Source organism: Variovorax sp. TLI9-5A (genome assembly GCF_056867935.1).
Genome location: NZ_CP200310.1, coordinates 5,948,479 through 5,966,266 on the forward strand (window position 1 = coordinate 5,948,479; position 17,788 = coordinate 5,966,266).

The 17,788-nt window shown below is 67.1% G+C and carries 15 protein-coding genes; 6 read left to right on the forward strand and 9 right to left on the reverse strand.

What is annotated here, in order from left to right:
* The first annotated feature begins 80 nt into the window (after positions 1 to 80).
* A complete protein-coding gene (locus tag AC1VNX_RS28330) occupies positions 81 to 2,489 on the forward strand; it encodes a penicillin-binding protein 1A (RefSeq protein ID WP_483160880.1) in 2,409 nt (802 codons plus the stop codon).
* Between the two features lie 19 nt (positions 2,490 to 2,508).
* Here AC1VNX_RS28330 and cyaY read toward each other — a convergent pair whose 3' ends face one another.
* A complete protein-coding gene (gene cyaY / locus AC1VNX_RS28335) occupies positions 2,509 to 2,841 on the reverse strand; it encodes an iron donor protein CyaY (RefSeq protein WP_483160881.1) in 333 nt (110 codons plus the stop codon).
* 36 nt (positions 2,842 to 2,877) lie between these two features.
* Here cyaY and lptM point away from each other — a divergent pair, with 36 nt between their 5' ends.
* Both lptM and lysA read left to right on the forward strand, forming a co-directional pair.
* Positions 2,878 to 3,141 (forward strand): LPS translocon maturation chaperone LptM, encoded by a 264-nt coding sequence (gene lptM / locus AC1VNX_RS28340; RefSeq protein WP_483160882.1) that lies wholly within the window; start codon positions 2,878 to 2,880, stop codon positions 3,139 to 3,141.
* On the forward strand, positions 3,138 to 4,421 hold the full coding sequence (gene lysA, locus AC1VNX_RS28345) for a diaminopimelate decarboxylase (protein WP_483160883.1): 1,284 nt from the start codon (positions 3,138 to 3,140) through the stop codon (positions 4,419 to 4,421). The genes lptM and lysA overlap by 4 nt, the downstream gene beginning before the upstream one ends.
* 22 nt (positions 4,422 to 4,443) lie before the next feature.
* On the opposite strand, the gene AC1VNX_RS28350 is transcribed toward lysA, so the two are convergent.
* From AC1VNX_RS28350 to AC1VNX_RS28370, 5 genes are all read right to left on the reverse strand, one after another.
* On the reverse strand, positions 4,444 to 5,085 hold the full coding sequence (locus AC1VNX_RS28350) for a protein-methionine-sulfoxide reductase heme-binding subunit MsrQ (RefSeq protein WP_483160884.1): 642 nt from the start codon (positions 5,083 to 5,085) through the stop codon (positions 4,444 to 4,446).
* A gap of 28 nt (positions 5,086 to 5,113) precedes the next feature.
* A complete protein-coding gene (gene msrP / locus AC1VNX_RS28355) occupies positions 5,114 to 6,145 on the reverse strand; it encodes a protein-methionine-sulfoxide reductase catalytic subunit MsrP (protein ID WP_483160885.1) in 1,032 nt (343 codons plus the stop codon).
* Positions 6,146 to 6,263: 118 nt separating this feature from the next.
* Complete coding sequence (gene ccsB / locus AC1VNX_RS28360) at positions 6,264 to 7,580, reverse strand: c-type cytochrome biogenesis protein CcsB (protein WP_483160886.1); 1,317 nt, start codon at positions 7,578 to 7,580, stop codon at positions 6,264 to 6,266.
* 14 nt (positions 7,581 to 7,594) lie between these two features.
* Positions 7,595 to 9,760 (reverse strand): cytochrome c biogenesis protein ResB, encoded by a 2,166-nt coding sequence (locus tag AC1VNX_RS28365; protein ID WP_483160887.1) that lies wholly within the window; start codon positions 9,758 to 9,760, stop codon positions 7,595 to 7,597.
* 123 nt (positions 9,761 to 9,883) lie between these two features.
* Positions 9,884 to 10,564 carry a c-type cytochrome gene (locus AC1VNX_RS28370; RefSeq protein ID WP_483160888.1) on the reverse strand — a complete coding sequence of 227 codons (681 nt, stop codon included), beginning with the start codon at positions 10,562 to 10,564 and terminating at the stop codon, positions 9,884 to 9,886.
* Between the two features lie 72 nt (positions 10,565 to 10,636).
* Here AC1VNX_RS28370 and yihA point away from each other — a divergent pair, with 72 nt between their 5' ends.
* Positions 10,637 to 11,380 carry a ribosome biogenesis GTP-binding protein YihA/YsxC gene (yihA, locus tag AC1VNX_RS28375; protein WP_483160889.1) on the forward strand — a complete coding sequence of 248 codons (744 nt, stop codon included), beginning with the start codon at positions 10,637 to 10,639 and terminating at the stop codon, positions 11,378 to 11,380.
* 88 nt (positions 11,381 to 11,468) lie between these two features.
* The gene (locus tag AC1VNX_RS28380) at positions 11,469 to 12,383 is read left to right on the forward strand and encodes an alpha/beta fold hydrolase (RefSeq protein ID WP_483160890.1); all 915 of its coding nucleotides are present in this window, start codon (positions 11,469 to 11,471) and stop codon (positions 12,381 to 12,383) included.
* Here AC1VNX_RS28380 and AC1VNX_RS28385 read toward each other — a convergent pair.
* Together AC1VNX_RS28385 and AC1VNX_RS28390 are read right to left on the reverse strand one after the other, a co-directional pair.
* Positions 12,377 to 13,261 carry an LpxL/LpxP family acyltransferase gene (locus AC1VNX_RS28385; protein ID WP_483160891.1) on the reverse strand — a complete coding sequence of 295 codons (885 nt, stop codon included), beginning with the start codon at positions 13,259 to 13,261 and terminating at the stop codon, positions 12,377 to 12,379. The two genes, AC1VNX_RS28380 and AC1VNX_RS28385, sit on opposite strands and share 7 nt — an antisense overlap.
* Positions 13,258 to 14,148, reverse strand: a complete 891-nt coding sequence (locus AC1VNX_RS28390) for a lysophospholipid acyltransferase family protein (RefSeq protein ID WP_483160892.1) — start codon at positions 14,146 to 14,148, stop codon at positions 13,258 to 13,260. The genes AC1VNX_RS28385 and AC1VNX_RS28390 overlap by 4 nt, the downstream gene beginning before the upstream one ends.
* Before the next feature lie 220 nt (positions 14,149 to 14,368).
* Between AC1VNX_RS28390 and metK the strand changes: the two genes are divergently transcribed.
* Positions 14,369 to 15,553 carry a methionine adenosyltransferase gene (metK, locus tag AC1VNX_RS28395; protein ID WP_483160893.1) on the forward strand — a complete coding sequence of 395 codons (1,185 nt, stop codon included), beginning with the start codon at positions 14,369 to 14,371 and terminating at the stop codon, positions 15,551 to 15,553.
* 21 nt (positions 15,554 to 15,574) lie between these two features.
* Here metK and AC1VNX_RS28400 read toward each other — a convergent pair whose 3' ends face one another.
* Entirely contained in the window at positions 15,575 to 17,731 is a 2,157-nt protein-coding gene (locus AC1VNX_RS28400) for a TonB-dependent receptor family protein (protein ID WP_483160894.1), read from the reverse strand.
* Positions 17,732 to 17,788: the final 57 nt, after the last annotated feature.

Here is a 17,788-nt window from a genome sequence, read left to right on the forward strand (position 1 = left end):
GGCAATGCAAGCCCCGTAAAGATCGGATCGTTCGGAAGGGGCGGCTTTTTATAATGTCGGGTGACTCTGTGCGGCCCCTCATGCAAGAAACTTCCAGCCCCAAAGGGCCAGCCAAGAAATCCTCCTCCACGCGCCCGACCTGGCTGAAATGGCTGTTGCGCCTTTTCTTCTGGGGCTTCGGCATTGCGCTTGCCGGCGTGCTGGCGGTGCTTTGCGTGGTGGCCGTGGCCCTCGCGGTCGCGTACCCGAACCTGCCTGACATCAGCGAGCTCTCCGACTACCGGCCCAAGCTGCCGCTGCGGGTGTTCTCGGCCGAAGGCATCCTCATCGGCGAGTTCGGCGAGGAGCGCCGCAACCTCACCCCGATCTCGGCCATTCCAAAGGTCGTGAAGGACGCGGTCCTGGCAGCCGAAGACGCGCGCTTCTACGACCACGGCGGGGTCGACTACAAGGGCATGGTGCGCGCCGGCCTGGCCAACATGAACCGCGTGAAGAGCCAGGGTGCATCGACCATCACGATGCAGGTGGCGCGCAACGTCTACCTGAGCTCCGAGAAAACGCTCACCCGCAAGATCTACGAGGTGCTGCTCACCTTCAAGCTGGAGCACCTGCTCACCAAGGACCAGATCTTCGAGATCTACCTGAACCAGATCTACCTCGGCAACCGCGCCTACGGCTTCGCCGCCGCTTCCGAGGCCTATTTCGGCAAACCCTTGCAGGAACTCACGATCGCGCAGGCCGCGATGCTGGCAGGCCTTCCCAAGGCGCCGGGCGCGAACAACCCGGTCAACAACCCGCAGCGCGCGCGCGGCCGCCAGTTCTACGTGATCGACCGCATGCAGGAAGCCGGCTTCATCACCGCCGAACAGGCTGCGGAAGCCAAGAAGGAAGAGCTGCACCTGCGCGACGCCGCCGACCCGAACCGCCTGCACGCCGAATACGTGGCCGAAACCGTGCGCCAGCTGATGTACGCCCAGTACGGCGACAGCACCTACACGCGCGGCCTCAAGGTCTACACCTCGCTGGTCGCGGCCGACCAGGCGGCGGCCTACAAGGCGCTGCGCAAGGGCATCATGGATTACGAGCGCCGCCAGATCTATCGCGGCCCCGAGAAGTTCGTCGACCTGCCGAACGACCCCAAGGACCTCGATGAAGCGGTCGACGACGCGCTCAGCGACCACCCCGACAACGGCGACGTGATGGCGGCGGTCGTGCTCAAGGCCACGGCCAAGCAGATCGACGCGGTGCGCGGCAACGGCGACCCGGTGCAGATCACGGGAGACGGCCTCAAGCCCGCGCAGTCCGGCCTCTCCGACAAGGCTCCGCCGAACATCAAGATCCGCCGCGGCGCAGTCATCCGCGTGGTGAAGACGCCCAAGAACACCTGGGAAATCACGCAGCTGCCCGAGGTCGAAGGCGCCTTCGTCGCCATGGACCCGCGCGACGGCGCGATCAAGGCGCTGGTCGGCGGTTTCGACTTCGGCAAGAACAAGTTCAACCACGTGACACAGGCCTGGCGCCAGCCGGGCTCGAGTTTCAAGCCCTTCATCTATTCCGCGGCGCTTGAAAAGGGGTTCACCCCCGCCACTGTCATCAACGACGGCCCGCTCTTCTTCGACGCCGGCACCACCGGCGGACAGCCTTGGGAGCCGAAGAACTACGGCGGCGGCTATGACGGCCCGATGTCGATGCGCACCGCGCTGATGAAGTCGAAGAACCTCGTGTCGATCCGCATCCTGCAGTCCATCGGCACGCGCTATGCGCAGGAGTGGATCACCAACTTCGGCTTCGACAAGGAAAAGCACCCGGCCTACCTGCCGATGGCACTGGGCGCAGGCTCGGTCACCCCGATGCAGATGGCGGTGGGCTACTCGGTGTTCGCCAATGGCGGCTACCGCGTCAATCCGTACCTCGTCACGCGCATCACCGATCACAAGGACAAGGTGCTGGTCGACAAGCAGCCGCCGCTCCTGAGCGATTCGCTGCGCGTCATTCCGCAGCGCAACGCCTTCATCATGGACACGCTGCTGAATTCCGTCGCCCGCGGCGGCACCGCGGCCAAGGCGCAGGCCATGCTCAAGCGCCCCGACCTTTACGGCAAGACCGGCACCACCAACGACTCGCTCGACGCCTGGTTCGCCGGCTTCCAGCCCACCATGACGGCCATCTCGTGGATCGGCTACGACACGCCGCGCAACCTGGGCGACCGCGAGACCGGCGGCGGCCTGAGCCTGCCGATCTGGATCACCTACATGGAGACTGCGATCAAGGGCGTGCCGGTGACCGAACTCTCGGCCAACCCGCCGCCGGGCATCGTGAACGTCGGCGGCGAGTGGTACTACGACGACTATGCGCCGGGACGCGGCGTTGCGAGCCTGGGCGTCGAGTCCGCACCGGCAGCGCCGGTCGAAGTCCCGGCGGGCGGTCCGATCGGCGCCCCCCCACCACCCGAGGAGCGCAACCGCATCCTCGACCTGTTCCGCAACTGAGCGTCGCCGGCAGAGGAGTTCAGGGAGCCGCGAAGTTCAGCGGCTGCCCCGCCTGCAGCGTCGCCTCGCGCGACAGGTTGCCGAAGAATTCCTCGCCCGTCTTGGTGTCCACCCAGGCCTTGCCGTCGTGGCGGTAGTGATAGCCGCCCGAACGCGCGGCAAGCCAGATCTCCTGCAAGGGTTTCTGCAGGTTCACGATCAGCTGGCTGCCGTTGCGGAATGAAATCGTGATCATCCCGCCCACCCTCTGGTTGTCGATGTCCGCGTCGGTCGCTTCGTTGATGCGGTCGCAGCCCAGCTCGATGGCTGCAAGAGCAGCCTCGGCGCGATCCATGTATTCGGTGTCGGTCATTACAATTTCGCCATGTTGAACGTTCACCAAATTCTAGTGAGCACCCGCGTCCGCGCCGCGCTCATGGTCTGCCTCGCCGTGGGCACTGCAGGGCTCGTCGCCGCCTGCGGACAGCGCGGCGCGCTGTACCTGCCCACCGATCCGGCCGCCGCCGGGCGCGCCACCCTGCCGGAGCTCATGACGCCCGACAGCCTGCGCTCCTCTTCATCGTCGTCCTCCAGCCAGGCGGCGCCCGCACCGGCTGCCGCCGCCAGCGCACCGGCAGGCAGCAGCAATAGCAGCACGGAGCAACGCAAGTGAGTTCCGGCACCAACATCTCCCTGCCCGGCCAACCGCACGTCGCCGAACGCGACGGCACGCTGCACGTCGAAGGCGTCGCGCTCGACGCGCTGGCCCGCGAACATGGCACTCCCCTCTTCGTCTACTCGAGGCAATGGATGCTGGACGCCCTGGCCGCTTACCAGCGCGGCTTCGAGGGTCGCGACGCCCTCATCTGCTACGCGATGAAGGCCAATTCCTCGCTCGGCGTGCTGCGCGTGTTCGCCGAGGCCGGCTGCGGCTTCGACATCGTCTCGGGCGGCGAACTGTCGCGCGTGCTGGCCGTGGGCGCCGATCCGAAGAAGATCATCTTCTCGGGCGTCGGCAAGACCCGCGCCGAAATGCGCCAGGCGCTCGCTGCGAACATCGCCTGCTTCAACGTCGAGAGCGAAGCCGAGCTCGACGTGCTCAACGAAGTGGCGGTGGCCGAAGGCAAGCGCGCACCGATCAGCATCCGCATCAATCCGAACGTCGATCCGAAGACGCATCCCTACATTTCCACCGGCCTCAAGGGCAACAAGTTCGGCATCGCGCACGACCGCGCTGTCGAGGCCTACAAGCATGCCGCGCGGCTGCCGGGGCTGGAAGTGGTGGGTATCGACTGCCACATCGGCTCGCAGATCACCGAAGCCTCGCCCTACCTCGACGCCTGCGACCGCGTGCTCGACCTGGTGGAAGCCATCGAAGCGGCCGGCGTGCCGATCCATCACCTGGACTTCGGCGGTGGCCTGGGCATCGACTACAACGGTGAGGTGCCGCCCACGGCCGATGCGCTCTGGCAGCAGCTGCTCGCCAAGCTCGACGCGCGCGGCTTCGGCCGGCGCAAGCTGGTGATCGAGCCGGGCCGCTCGCTGGTCGGCAACGCCGGCGTGTGCATCACCGAGGTGCTCTACACCAAGCCGGGCGAGGACAAGAACTTCTGCATCGTCGACGCAGCCATGAACGACCTGCCGCGCCCCGCGATGTACCAGGCCTTCCAGCGCATCGTGCCGGTGCGCACCCGCGCGGGCAATGCCACGACCTACGACGTGGTCGGCCCGGTCTGCGAGAGCGGCGACTGGCTCGGCCGCGACCGAGCGCTCAATGTGCTGTCCGGCGACCTGCTGGCCGTGCTGTCGGCGGGCGCGTACTGCATGAGCATGTCCAGCAACTACAACACGCGCGGCCGCGCCGCCGAGGTGCTGGTGAGCGGCGCGAGCGCGAAGCTGATCCGCCGTCGCGAGACGATGGAAGACCAGCTGCGCAGCGAAATCGACGGCTGATCGCTGATCGATCTTCCTGGCGTCAACCGGTGCGCACCGCGCCGGCCGACGCCGGCTTTCCCTTGCCGCGCTTGCTCGCGAAGTTCCACACGCGCCACGCGAGCAGCACCGCGATGATCGCGGCGTAGACGAACACTTCCGCGAAATTGTTCTTGCCCGCGCGCATCCAGAAGAAGTGCAGCAGGCCGAGCCCCGCGATCAGGTAGACCAGCTTGTGCAGCATCTGCCAGCGCTTCGCGCCCATCGCCTTGATCGCGCGATTGAACGACGTGGCCGCCAGCGGCGTGAGCAGCACGAAGGCCGAGAAGCCCACCAGGATGAACGGCCGCTTCGCGATGTCCTTGGCGATGTCGGCCCACTCGAAGCCCATGTCGAACCAGCTGTAGCACAGCAGGTGCAGCACCACGTAGAAATACGCGAACAGACCCAGCATGCGGCGGTAGCGCGCGAGCGCGTTCCACTTGCTCATCACGCGCAGCGGCGTCACCGCCAGCGCGATGCAGATGAAGCGCAGCGTCCAGTCGCCGGTGGCGCGGATCAGGAACTCGGCGGGGTTGGCGCCCAGCCCGTCCGTGAACGCGCCGTAGGCCAGCCGTGCGAAGGGCAGCAGGCACAGCAGGAAGATGACCGGCTTGGTCGCCGGATGCATGAGCAGCTTGTTCATGGGGCGATGGCCGCGCGCCGGAGCCGGTTCAATAGTTTTTCTTCAGGTCCATGCCCGCGTAGAGCTGGCCGACCTGTGCTTCGTAGCCGTTGAACATCTCGGTCTTGCGCCGCTTGGCGAACAGGCCGCCGCCGTCGCCGATGCGGCGCTCGGTCGCCTGGCTCCAGCGCGGGTGGTCGACGTTGGGGTTCACGTTCGAATAGAAGCCGTACTCGTTGGCCGCGGCCTTGTTCCAGGCGGTGCTCGGCTCCTTCTCGACGAAGCGGATCTTCACGATCGACTTGGCCGACTTGAAGCCGTACTTCCACGGCACCACCAGCCGCACGGGCGCGCCGTTCTGATTGGGCAGCACCTCGCCGTACATGCCGAAGGCCAGCAGCGTGAGCGGGTGCATCGCCTCGTCCATGCGCAGGCCCTCGGTGTAGGGCCAGTCCAGCACGCGCGAGCCCACGAAGGGCATGGTCTTGGGGTCAGCCAGCGTCACGAACTCGACGAACCTGGCGTTGCCCTGCGGCTCGACCTTCCTGATGAGCTCGGCCAGCGAGTAGCCGACCCACGGAATCACCATCGACCAGCCTTCGACGCAGCGCAGGCGGTAGATGCGCTCTTCCTGCGCGCTGAGCTTGAGCAGGTCCTCGATGCCGTACTTGCCCGGCTTCTTGACCAGCCCTTCCACCTCCACGGTCCAGGGCCGCGTCTTCAGCGTGCCGGCGTTCTTGGCCGGGTCGGCCTTGTCGGTGCCGAACTCGTAGAAGTTGTTGTAGGTGGAGGCGTCCTTGTAGTCGGTGACTTTCTCCATCGACATGGCGCCAGGCACCGCCGACTTCGCGCCAGGCAGCGGCGCGAGCTTGTTGGGGCGCTCGGTCTGCGCCAGGGCCTCGCGCGAGGCGAAGGCCGCCAGCGCGGCGCCCGCTGCGCCGCCGGCCATGAGCTTGAGCATGTCGCGGCGGCCCTCGTAGACCTCGCGGGGCGTGATTTCGCTGGACAGCGGATGGATGAAGCCGTTGCCGCCGCTGTTGTTACTGCTGCTGCGGCGGATCGGACGGGATTGGAACGACATGACGGGCCTTTCGCGGAATCGTTGTGCTCAGGGTAGTTCGTGGCAAACCCTGATCTGGTTACGCGCCGCCGGAGCGCGCGGTTTCAATAATTCTTCGCGAAAGCCCGCAGGCCTGCACTCACAGGGTGCCGTAGCTGTGCAACCCGCTCAGGAACATGTTCACGCCCAGGAAGGCGAAGGTCGTCACCGCCAGCCCGCCCAGCGCCCACCAGGCCGCCACGGTGCCGCGCAGGCCCTTGACGAGCCGCATGTGCAGCCAGGCCGCGTAGTTGAGCCACACGATCAGCGCCCAGGTTTCCTTCGGGTCCCAGCTCCAGTAGCCGCCCCAGGCGTCGGCCGCCCACAGGGCGCCCAGCACAGTGGCGATGGTGAAGAAGGCGAAGCCGACGGTGATCGACTTGTACATGACATCGTCGAGCACCTCGTTGGCCGGCAGCCGCGCAGCGATGCGCTTGCGACCGAGCAGGATGCCCGCGGCGATCAGCGCCGAGATGCCGGCGTAGATCACCCAGTAGCTGCCGCCGGCTTCCTGCACGCGCTGGCGGAACGCCACCGGCACGAAGCACAGCGCCACGCCCAAGAGCCAGATCGGCGTGAGCTTGTACCAGCGTGTCTCGTCGGCCTGTTCCTTGATGAGGTAGGCGAAGGCGACCATGGCCGCGAGCGCGAAGGTGCCGTAGCCGATGAAGTTGGCCGGCACGTGCAGCTTCATCCACCAGCTCTGCAGGGCCGGCACCAGCGGCTGGATTTCATGCGCCTCGCGCACGATCGTGTACCAGAGCAGGAAACCCACCGCCGCGCTGACCACCAGCATCACGAAGGCGCCGAGCGCGCGCGTGCCGTAGCGCTCCTCGAAGTACAGGTAGAAGGCGGCCGTCAGCCAGCAGAACAGCACGAACACTTCGTACAGGTTGCTCACCGGGATGTGGCCGATGTCCGGGCCGAGCTGGTGGCTTTCATACCAGCGCACCATGGTGCCGATCAGCGCCATGGTTACCGCCGCCCACGCGAGGCGCGAGCCGATCGCGTCGAAGGTGTCCGACTGCCTGCCGCCGAAGAAGCCGAGCCAGTAGAACAGCGTACTCATGAAGAACAGCACGCTCATCCAGAGGATGGCCGACTGGCTCGACAGGAAGTACTTGAGCCAGAACACCGAGTCGGCGCGCGACAGGTCGCCCTGGTACGACGCGATGGCCAGCAGCGAGGCCGCAGCCACCACGATGGCCAGCCCCCGCAGCGGCCGCCAGAACCAGCAGATGCCGATCAGCGAGACCATCGCGGCCACGAGGATCGGCTTCTCGTAGTAGTCCATCGACCCTGCGTAGCGCGCGAAGGCGAACAGGCCGCCGGCCAGCACCAGCGCCGCGAACACCCAGTCGAACAGGTTGCGGCGCGAGAGCCAGCTTTCATTGAGCGTGAGGGTCGTGGTGTTCATGTTGTCCCGGGGTCTTATTTGTTCAGGGCGAGCAGCTTGCGTTTGAGATGCTCGAATTCGCGGTCGCTGTCGATGGTCTTGCGATTGACCGAGAAGGCCATCGTGGCGGCCGTCGACGCGGCCGCATCGCCTTCGGAAGCCTTGCCATCGGGCGTCAGCCACACCCACAGGCGGCGCTCGCGCACGTACAGCATGGCAAAAATGCCGACGATCAGCAACAGGCAGCCCAGATAGACGATGTTCTTGCCAGGAGCGCGCGCCACCTGGAACACGCTGGCCTGCACCTGGGTGAAGTCGGTCATCATCATCGCGACCGGGGCCGGGTAGAAGTGCGCGTCGCTGATGGCGAGCACGGCCTGCGTCAGGTAGGCCTGCGATTTCTCGTCGTTGGGCAATGCGGCGAGTCCGGCGCCTTCGCGGCTCAGGTTGAGCACCTCGAACAGCACGTCGTTGAGGATGCGCACCAGCACCCCGCCGGCGCGCTCGCGCTCGGCCTCGGGCACGTTGGCTTCCATGAACTCGGCAATCGCCTGCCAGCCGCCCACGGTGGCGGCGTCGGCCTTGGCGCGCTCGCTGCCCGCGAAGAGCGCCAGCGCGCGGGTGGCCGACACGCGCAGCTGCTCGGCCATTTCGGGGCGCTTGGGATCGGTGGCCTTGGCGATGTAGCGCTCGATGGCGCGCTCGCGCGTGGCGGCGTCGCCCAAGGCGGCGCGCATGCGCACGAAGCCGTCCATCGAGCCCTGATCGTCGGCCGGCACGCGCAGGTAGCGGAAGGGCTCCTCGGGCTTCTCGCGCATGCCCAGCAGGAACACCGGCTGGCCGTCGCCGGTGTCGACCGGCACCATGTAGTTCTGGTACTCGCGCGCCTGGCCGGAAGCGTCGCGCAGCTTGTAGCCGATGCTCGGGCCGATGTTGCGCAGCACCTTCGGCTTGTTGGTCTTGTTGGCGGCGCCCAGGCGCGATTCGATGTCGTGGCGCAGGTCGACCTTGCGCACGTCGGCGCCGCTGCCCATGGCATTCGCGTCGGCGAAGTTCTCGACGTTGATCACGCGCAGCGCGGCGTACTCGAGCGTGAGCTTGTCCTTGCCGTTGGTGATCTCGGTGCTCGGCCCGCCGATGACGCCCTCCACCTCGAAGGGCTTGGCTGCGGCAGCCATCGGCACAGCCTTGAGCTTCACCTTGGAGCCACCGTCGTCGAAGCTCGACTGGTAGATCTCCACGCCCTTGTAGCTGGCCGGGTGGTTGACCTCGATGCGCGCGGGCACCTGCTCGCCGGTCTCGCGGTCGTGCAGCACCACCTCGCTCGCGAAGAGCTTGGGCATGCCGGTCGAGTAGTAGTCGACGATGAACTTCTTCAGTTCGATGGAGAACGGCAGCTCCTGCAGCAGCACGCCGTCGGACTGGTTCAGGATGGCCACGCTGCCCTGCCCGCCCTCGGGCACGAGGATGTTGCCGCGGAAGGTCGGGTTGCTGGCCGACAGCCGGTGCTGGGGCGGCACGTCGGCGATCATGCCGCCGCCGGTGAACACGCTCTTGCCGTTGAACCAGGTCTGCGCGCGCACCACCAGGTCGCCGTCGAACAGGCCGCCGATGCACACCAGCACGATGGCGCTGTGGGCCGCGATGTAGCCCAGCTTGTGGGCGCCGCCCGCGCGCGCCGCGACCATCCAGCCCGCCGCGGTGGCACGGCTGCCGTCGGTGGCCTCGCGCTGCTGCAGCTTGACCTTCCAGCCGCCGCTCACCAGCAGCTGGCCGATGCGGTTGGCCGCCGCCTCGGGCGTTTCACCCAGCCGGCTCTCCGCTCGCTGGCCGAAGGCCTTCAGGCTCTGTGCGCGGATGTCTTCCTTGAAGGTCTTGAGGTCGATCAGGATGCGCGGCGTGTTGCGCACGATGCACAGCGTGGTGCTGATCACCAGGAACAGCAGGATCAGCAGGAACCACCAGGCGCTGTAGATCGAGTCGAGCCGCGCAGCGCGGAACAGCTCTGCCCAGAACGGCCCGAACTGATTGATGTAGTTGTTGATCGGCTCATGCTGCTTGAGCACCGTGCCGATGATCGACGCGATGCAGATGATGGTGAGCAGCGCGATCGCGAAGCGCATCGACGACAGCAGCTCCACCGCGGCGCGAAGCACCTGCGGGCCGCGGTGAACGCGAAGGCCATGGGTGGAGACGGACATCGGGCGAAAGTAGGAAGGAAGAGAAGGAGAAAAAACAAAAAAGGCGGGCCATCCTGCTGGATCGGCCCGCCCTTTGTCTGGGTTTGTTATCGGCGGCTGGTCACGCTCCAGGGAGCGCCATCATCAACGCAAACCGGCAATGTAGTCGGCGACCGCCTTGATTTCCCTGTCGTTGAGCTTGGCTGCAACACCGGTCATGGGGAGGCTGTTCAGGCGCACGTTGTCACGGAAGGCCGTGAGCTGGGCCACGGTGTAGTCGGCGTTCTGGCCGCCCAGGCGCGGGTACTGGGCCGGAATGCCGGCGCCGTTGGGGCTGTGGCAGCCGGCGCAGGCCGGGATCTGGCGGTCCCCGATGCCGCCGCGGTAGATCTTCTCACCCAGCGCGATGGTGTCCTTGTCCTTCGAGAAGCCCGGCTTGACCTTCTTCGAGCCGACGAACCAGGCGATGTTGCGCATGTCTTCTTCCGACAGCGCCGAGGCCAGCGGCTTCATGATCGCGCTCTTGCGGGCGCCGGACTTGAAGTCCTGCAGCTGCTTGAGTATGTATTCGGGATGTTGTTGCGCCAGCTTCGGGTTGGCGGCGATGGCGGAGTTGCCGTCGGCGTTGTGGCAGGAAGCGCAGCTCTGGCTGTTGGCCGGCGTTGCGTTGAACAACGTGTCCCCCTTGGCGGGGTCCGGCTTGGCCGGTTTGGCCGGTGCTGCGGCTGCCGCACTCGGATTGGCCGCGTGTTCATCGGCTGCAAAACTCACGCTGGATGCGATGCCCACGAGGGCCGCAAGCACAATATTGGCAAACAACTTCATATCGGGGGCTTCGAATTTATGGCGCAAAACCTCACGATTCTACAATGTGGGCCCTGTTTCGAAAGTCCGTAGATGCCCTCCCCGCGCGCCAAGCCCGCTGCCTATCCTCCCCGCGCGGCGCCCGCCGCAGACCCCCAGGTCGCAGAACGCGAGCGCATGGCGCTGGGCTGGCTGCACACCGCCCACTTCCTCACCAGCGCGCCCCAGCTGGAGCATCTGCCCCCCTTCGAACTGCCCGAGATCGCCTTCGTCGGCCGCTCCAACGCGGGCAAGTCGACCGCCATCAACACCCTCACCCAGCAGACACGCCTGGCCTTCGCCTCCAAGACGCCGGGCCGCACGCAGCACATCAACCTGTTCGGCATCGGCAAGCAAAAAGTCGACGACGCGGTGCTCGCCGACCTGCCTGGCTACGGCTACGCGGCCGTGCCGCGCGAGGCCAAGCTGCGCTGGCAGCGCGTGATGGGCAACTACCTGATGACGCGCGAAAACCTGCGCGGCGTGGTGCTCATGTGCGATCCGCGCCACGGTCTGACCGAGCTCGACGAAATCCTGCTCGACGTGATCCGCCCGCGCGTGCAGCAGGGCCTGAAGTTCCTCGTGCTGCTGACCAAGGCCGACAAGCTCACCCGCAGTGAGGGCGCAAAGGTGCTGTCCATTACGCGACTGAACGCCGGCGGCGGCGAGGTGAAACTGTTCTCGGCCCTGAAGAAGCAGGGCGTGGGCGAGGCAGCGGCGCTGCTGTGGCGCTGGGTGCACCCCGATGGCACCGACGCACCGGCTGTCGAGCCCGAGCCGCCGCCGGGAGACGCCTGAGGCAAGAACAGGCTGCACCGGCCGTCCATCTGCGCAGGTCACTATCAAAACAATAGCGACGACAGTCAACCCGAAGGAGACAAGAAGCATGATCGAGACATTCCAACGCAGCCTGCCCAACGGCACGACCCTGAGCTGCCGCGCTGCCGGCAAGCCGGGCCGGCCGCTGATGGTGTTCCTCCACGGATTCCCCGAGGCCGCGTTCATCTGGGACGAACTGCTCGAGTATTTCTCCGACCCTGCCCATGGCGGCTACCGCTGCGTGGCGCCCAACCTGCGCGGCTTCGAAAAGTCGAGTTCGCCGACCGACGTGGCGGCCTACAAGCCGCACCTGCTGATCCAGGACGTCCAGCAGCTCGCCGCCACCGAAAGCGCCGACGGCACCATGGCCGCGCTGGTCGCCCACGACTGGGGCGGCGCCTTCGGCTGGGGCTACGCCAACGCCTTCCCGCAGCAGGTCGGCAGGCTGGTCATCATCAATTCGCCGCACCCCGGCACCTTCACCCGCGAGCTGCGCAACAGCCCGGCGCAGCAGCAGGCGAGCGCCTACATGAACTTCCTCGCGCGCCCCGACGCCGAGGCGCTGCTCGCGGCAGACGACTTCAAGCGCATGTGGCCCTTCTTCCTGCTGATGAAGGCCGGCCCCGATGGCCACGGCTGGCTCACCGAGGAAGTGAAGCAGCAGTACCGCGAGGTCTGGAGCGCGGGCCTCACCGGCGCCTGCAATCTCTACCGCGTGACGCCGATGAAGCCTCCGCTGCCGGGCCAGACCGTCGACGGCATTCCCGTGCTGCCGCGCGAGCGGCTGATGGTGGAAGTGCCCACCTTCGTGTTCTGGGCGCTCGACGACGCGGCGCTGCTGCCGGGCCTGCTCGAAGGGCTCGACGAATACGTGCCGAGGCTCGAGATCAGGAAGGTGCCGAACGCGACCCACTGGATCGTGCACGAGCAGCCGCAGCTGGTAGCGCGCGAGATCGAGGGATTCCTGCAGCGGAATCAGTAGATAGGTGGTTCGCCTTCCGGGCGGGTCTTGAACCGGCGGTGCACCCAGTAATACTGGGACGGCATCGTGTCGATGTAGCCCTGCAGCCGCTCGTTCATGAGCGCGGTGTCGGCCTCCACGTCGTCGGTCGGAAAGTTCTGCCAGGTCGGCAGGATCTCGATTTCATAGCCGTCGCGCGTGAGCTTCGACACCACCGGCACCACCTTGGCCTTGCCCAGCCGTGCGAAGCGCGACAGCGACGGCACGGTGGCCGCCTGCACGCCGTAGAAGGGCACGAAGATGGTCTGGTCGCGGCCGAAGTCCATGTCGGGCAGCAGGTACAGCAGGCCGCCCTTGCGCAGCCCCTGCAGGACCGGCTTGATGCCGTCCACCCGGTTGAGCGCCGCCACGTCGCCGAAGCGGGTGCGGCCCTCGCGGATCCAGGCATCGATCATCGGATCTCGCTGGGTCGTGTAGATGGTGGCCGAGGGGCGCGACGTGTGCATCGTGAGCGCGGTCGCCGCGGCGTCGAGGCCGTAGAAGTGCGGCGCGAACAGGATCATCGGCGCGTCGCCATCGGCGATCTCGCGGATCTCCGAGGCCGCGCCCACCACCTTGAGCCGGCTCGCCACCAGCTTCTCGGGCGCATGCCAGAGCCAGCCGCGGTCGAGCCAGGACTGCGCCACGTAGACGAAGGTCTCGCGCGCGATGGCGCGGCGCTCGGCCTCCGACTTCTCGGGGAAGCACACCGCCAGGTTGGTGTCGACCACGCGCCGCCGGGGCACCGCGACGGTGTGCAGGATGCGGCCGAGGAACGCGCCGAAACCGCGCACCACGGGCAGCGGCAGCGGCGCGATCACGCGCATGAAGCCGATGCCGAGTCGGGAACCCAGGCTCATGCAGCTTCCCCTGCAGCGGCGACCACGCGCTCGGCGCGCGGCTCCTTGTAGCGGGCGTAGTCCCACACGTACTGGCCCGGCAGGCTGTGGATCAGCCGGCCGATGCCGTCGTTCATGGCGGCGGCGGCGTCCTCGATGGAAGCCGATGGGTCCGTCAGCGCAGTGCCGACGATGGGTTCGAAGCGGATCACATAGCCCGCGCCGCGCGGCAGCCGTTCGCACACGCTGAGAAAGCAGGCCGCGCCGGTCTGCTGCGCAAGTCGGGGAAGAAGGGTCATGGTGTAGGCCGGCCGGCCGAGGAAGGGCGCCCACACGCCCTGCCCCAGCGGCGGCACCTGGTCGGGCAGGATGCCGGTGTAGCCGCCGCCGCGCAGCGTGCGGATCAGGCCGCGCACGCCGGTGTTGTTGGTGGGCAGGGTCTGCAGGCCGGGCCGGTCGCGCGAACCGGCTGCGATCAGGTCAGCCATCCATTTCTTGCGGGCCGGGCGGAACAGCGCGGTGATCGGCCCGTAGGTCGACAGAAAGCGCTCGCCGATGGCCTGGCCGCACATCTCCCAGCTGCCGAGATGCGGCGCGACCAGGATCACGCCCTTCTTCGCCTGCATGGCCGCCTCGAAGGCCTCCACACCCTCCCAGCGCACCACGCGGTTCAGCACGGTCTGCCCATGCGGGCGCAGCCAGAGCCAGGGCAGTTCGGAAGCCATCTTGCCGGCGGCGGCGATGGCGGGACGGTATTGATCGGGCGCGAAGCCCGCGCTCTCGGCATTGGCCTTGAAGCGGCGGCGATAGCCGGGCGCGCTCCACCAGACCAGCCAGCCCAGCAATGCACCGAACCGATGCATCAGCGGCATCGGCACGCGGGCGAGCAGGCGGAACAGGGTGATCATCGAATACGGGAGGGAGTCAAAACACGGACGCGCGCGCATGGTATTGCGCGGCTCGAATAGAATGCAAATTGTCGCCGAGTTACGGAACAACTTGCAGGGCGACAAACACAAGCGCAGCAATGCAATTGTGCCGGGTCGAGAAATCGGCATCTGCTAAAGCGTTCGCCAGAGCTCCGCAGAGTTGGCAACGCGCCAAGTCAATTCAAGGAGTTTTGAACAAATGGCGAACGACTTCCTCTTCACGTCCGAATCCGTCTCCGAAGGCCATCCCGACAAGGTCGCAGACCAGATCTCGGACGCCATCCTCGACGCGATCTTCGAGCAGGACCCCCGCAGCCGCGTGGCCGCCGAGACGCTGACCAACACCGGCCTGGTCGTGCTCGCTGGCGAAATCACGACCAACGCGCACGTCGACTACATCCAGGTCGCGCGCGACACCATCAAGCGCATCGGCTACGACAACACCGAGTACGGCATCGACTACAAGGGCTGCGCCGTGATGGTCTGCTACGACAAGCAGTCCAACGACATCGCCCAGGGCGTGGACCATGCCAGCGACGACCACCTGAACACCGGCGCCGGCGACCAGGGCCTGATGTTCGGCTACGCCTGCGACGAAACGCCCGAGCTGATGCCCGCGCCCATCTACTACGCGCACCGCCTCGTCGAGCGCCAGGCCCAGCTGCGCAAGGACGGCCGCCTGCCCTTCCTGCGCCCCGACGCCAAGAGCCAGGTGACGATGCGCTACGTGGACGGCAAGCCCCACAGCATCGACACCGTGGTGCTCTCCACCCAGCACAGCCCCGACCAGAGCGAGACGCCCACCAAGATGAAGGCTTCGTTCAACGAAGCCATCATCGAAGAGATCATCAAGCCGGTGCTGCCCAAGGAGTGGCTCAAGGACACGCGCTACCTGATCAACCCGACCGGCCGCTTCGTCATCGGCGGCCCGCAGGGTGACTGCGGCCTCACCGGCCGCAAGATCATCGTCGACACCTACGGCGGCGCATGCCCGCACGGCGGCGGCGCGTTCTCGGGCAAGGACCCGTCGAAGGTCGACCGCTCGGCCGCCTACGCCGCGCGCTACGTGGCCAAGAACATCGTGGCCGCCGGCATTGCGCGCCAATGCCAGATCCAGGTGGCCTACGCCATCGGCGTGGCCGAGCCGATGAACATCACGGTCTACACCGAAGGCACCGGCGTGATCCCCGACGAGAAGATCGCGGCCCTGGTGCGCGAGCACTTCGACCTGCGTCCGAAGGGCATCATCCAGATGCTCGACCTGCTGCGCCCGATCTACCAGAAGACCGCCGCCTACGGCCACTTCGGCCGCGAGGAGCCCGAGTTCACCTGGGAAGCGACGACGCAGGCGCCAGCGCTGCGCGCAGCTGCCGGCCTCAAGTAAGCAGCAAGAAGCGGCGGTGGGTCAGAAGCGGTAAGCGCCGCTCAAACCCACCGTCCAGTTACGGCCCGGCGCAGGCTCGTAATAGCGCGCATTGCCCTCGTTGACGATGACCGAGCCCACGTAGCGCCGGTCGAACAGGTTGTCGACACGCGCGAAGGCGTTGAACTCCCAACGCTCCCATTTCTTCAGATAGCCGGCGTACACCGCCGCGACGGCATAGCCCGGCGCGCTCGCGGTGTTGACGTCGTTGGCCTGCATTCGGCCCAGCGCGCGCATCTCGACGCCGGCGCGCCAGCCCTCGGGCGGCACCCAGCCCAGCGATACAAACAACGATTGCCGCGCAATGCCCGGAATGCGATTACCCGCCGCCACGGTGTTCGCAGCCGCGCATGGCGACGGTGAACAGAAGGCATCGCGATACGTCGCGTCCAGCCATGTGTAGGCCAGCTGTGTGCGCCAGTGGTTCGCAGTCTCGTGCTGCCAGCCCAGCTCGAAGCCGTTGCGCCTGGTGCGGCCCGCGTTCTGGAAGGTCGCGCGGCCGCCGAGGTTGGTGTCCGTCACGATCTCGTCGCGCGTACGGGTCTGGAACAGCGCGGCCGTCAGCAGGCCGCCGGAAAACCGCGCCTTGGCGCCGATCTCGATGCTGTCGTTCACCGAGGGGCGCAGAGCGAAGTTGAGGCCGCTGGCGCCGTTGGCGCGGTAGGAAAGCTCGTTCAGCGTCGGCGTCTCGAAGCCGCGGCCGATCGAGCCGTACAGCGCGAGGTCCGCCGTGGCCTGGTAGCGCAGCGAGGCCACGGGCAGGGTCTTGCTGTAGCGCGCGCTGCCGCTGTCGTCGCGGTTGGTGCCGACGATGTAGCGGTCTTGTGAATTGAAGTGCACGCTGCTGCGGCGCACGCCGGCTTCGAGCGTCCAGCGGTCGGTGAGGCGCCAGGTGGCCTGCGCGTAGGGATCGAGGTTCCCGGCCTCGTTGAGCTCGTTGCGCCGCAGCCGCCCCTGCACGCCGAGCACCGGCGCCGACACCGGCCCGAGGTAGTTTTCATAACCCCGGCGCTTTTCGCGCAGGCTGTCGTAGCCCAGGCCCGCGACGATGTCGAAGGGCCGGCCGGCCAGCGTGAGCGCGGCTTTCCAGCGCAGGTCGACGCCGCCGTACTGGCGCGAGAGATCGATCACGCCGCCCGCGTGCAGCGGGTTCTGCTGCGCCGACGGCGGGATCGACTGGAACTGCGTGGTCTTGCGCTGGCCGCCGTAGACCATGAGCCGCACCCCCTGCGTGGCGTCGATGCGGTGCTCGTAGAGCAGGCCGGCCTGCGTCTGCTCGACCGTCTTGCGGGTGTCGTACTGCGTGGCCAGCGGCGCGTTGCGCGGCGCCAGGGCGTACTGGTCGGCGGTGAGACCCAGCGGGTCCTGCGCAGCTATGCGCACGCTGTTGAACACCAGCGTGAGCTTGTCGCCGTTGTCCAGCGCGATGCCGAGCTTGCCGTTGGCGATGTCGCGCTTCGCGGCGCTGTGCTCGCGCCAGCCGTCGGTGTGGAAGCGGCTCGCGTCGAGCAGGTAGTCCACCGCTGCCTGCGATCCGCTGACCTGCAGCGACTGCCGCCAGGTGCCGAAGCTGCCGCCCGCAAGCGAATAGGACAGGCGCGGCGGCCCCTCGCCCGAGGCGGTGAAGGCCTGCACCACGCCGCCGGAGGAGTTGCCGTAGAGCGCGGAGAACGGCCCGCGCAGCACCTCGATGCGGTCCAGCGAGCCGATGTCGATGTTCGAAGTCTGGCCCTGGCCGTCGGGCAGCGTCGCGGGAATGCCGTCGACGTAGAGCCGAACGCCGCGCACGCCGAAGGTGGAGCGGGCGCCGAAGCCACGGATGGAAAGCTGCAGGTCCTGCGCGTAGTTCAGCCGGTTCTGCACCTGCAGTCCCGGCACCGCGCCGAGGCCTTCGGACAGGTTGACCTGCAGGCGGCTGTCGCGCATCTCGTCGCCGTCGACGCGGTCGACCGAGCCGGGCACGTTGAACGGCGCCACCTCGCCACGGGGCACGGACACGGTGATCTCGCGCAGGCTCGCACCATTGCCGCTGCCCGCGCCCGGATCAGCTGGGGGTATCTGCTGAGCCTGAGCAGCCGTCGGCGTGGCGAACAGAAGCAGGCCGGCGGCGGTGAAGGCAACGGGCGCGAGGTTCTTCATCGCGCCGATTCTGCTTTGGCGCACCGGCCGCGCGTGTCGCTGTGGCGCGACTCTCAG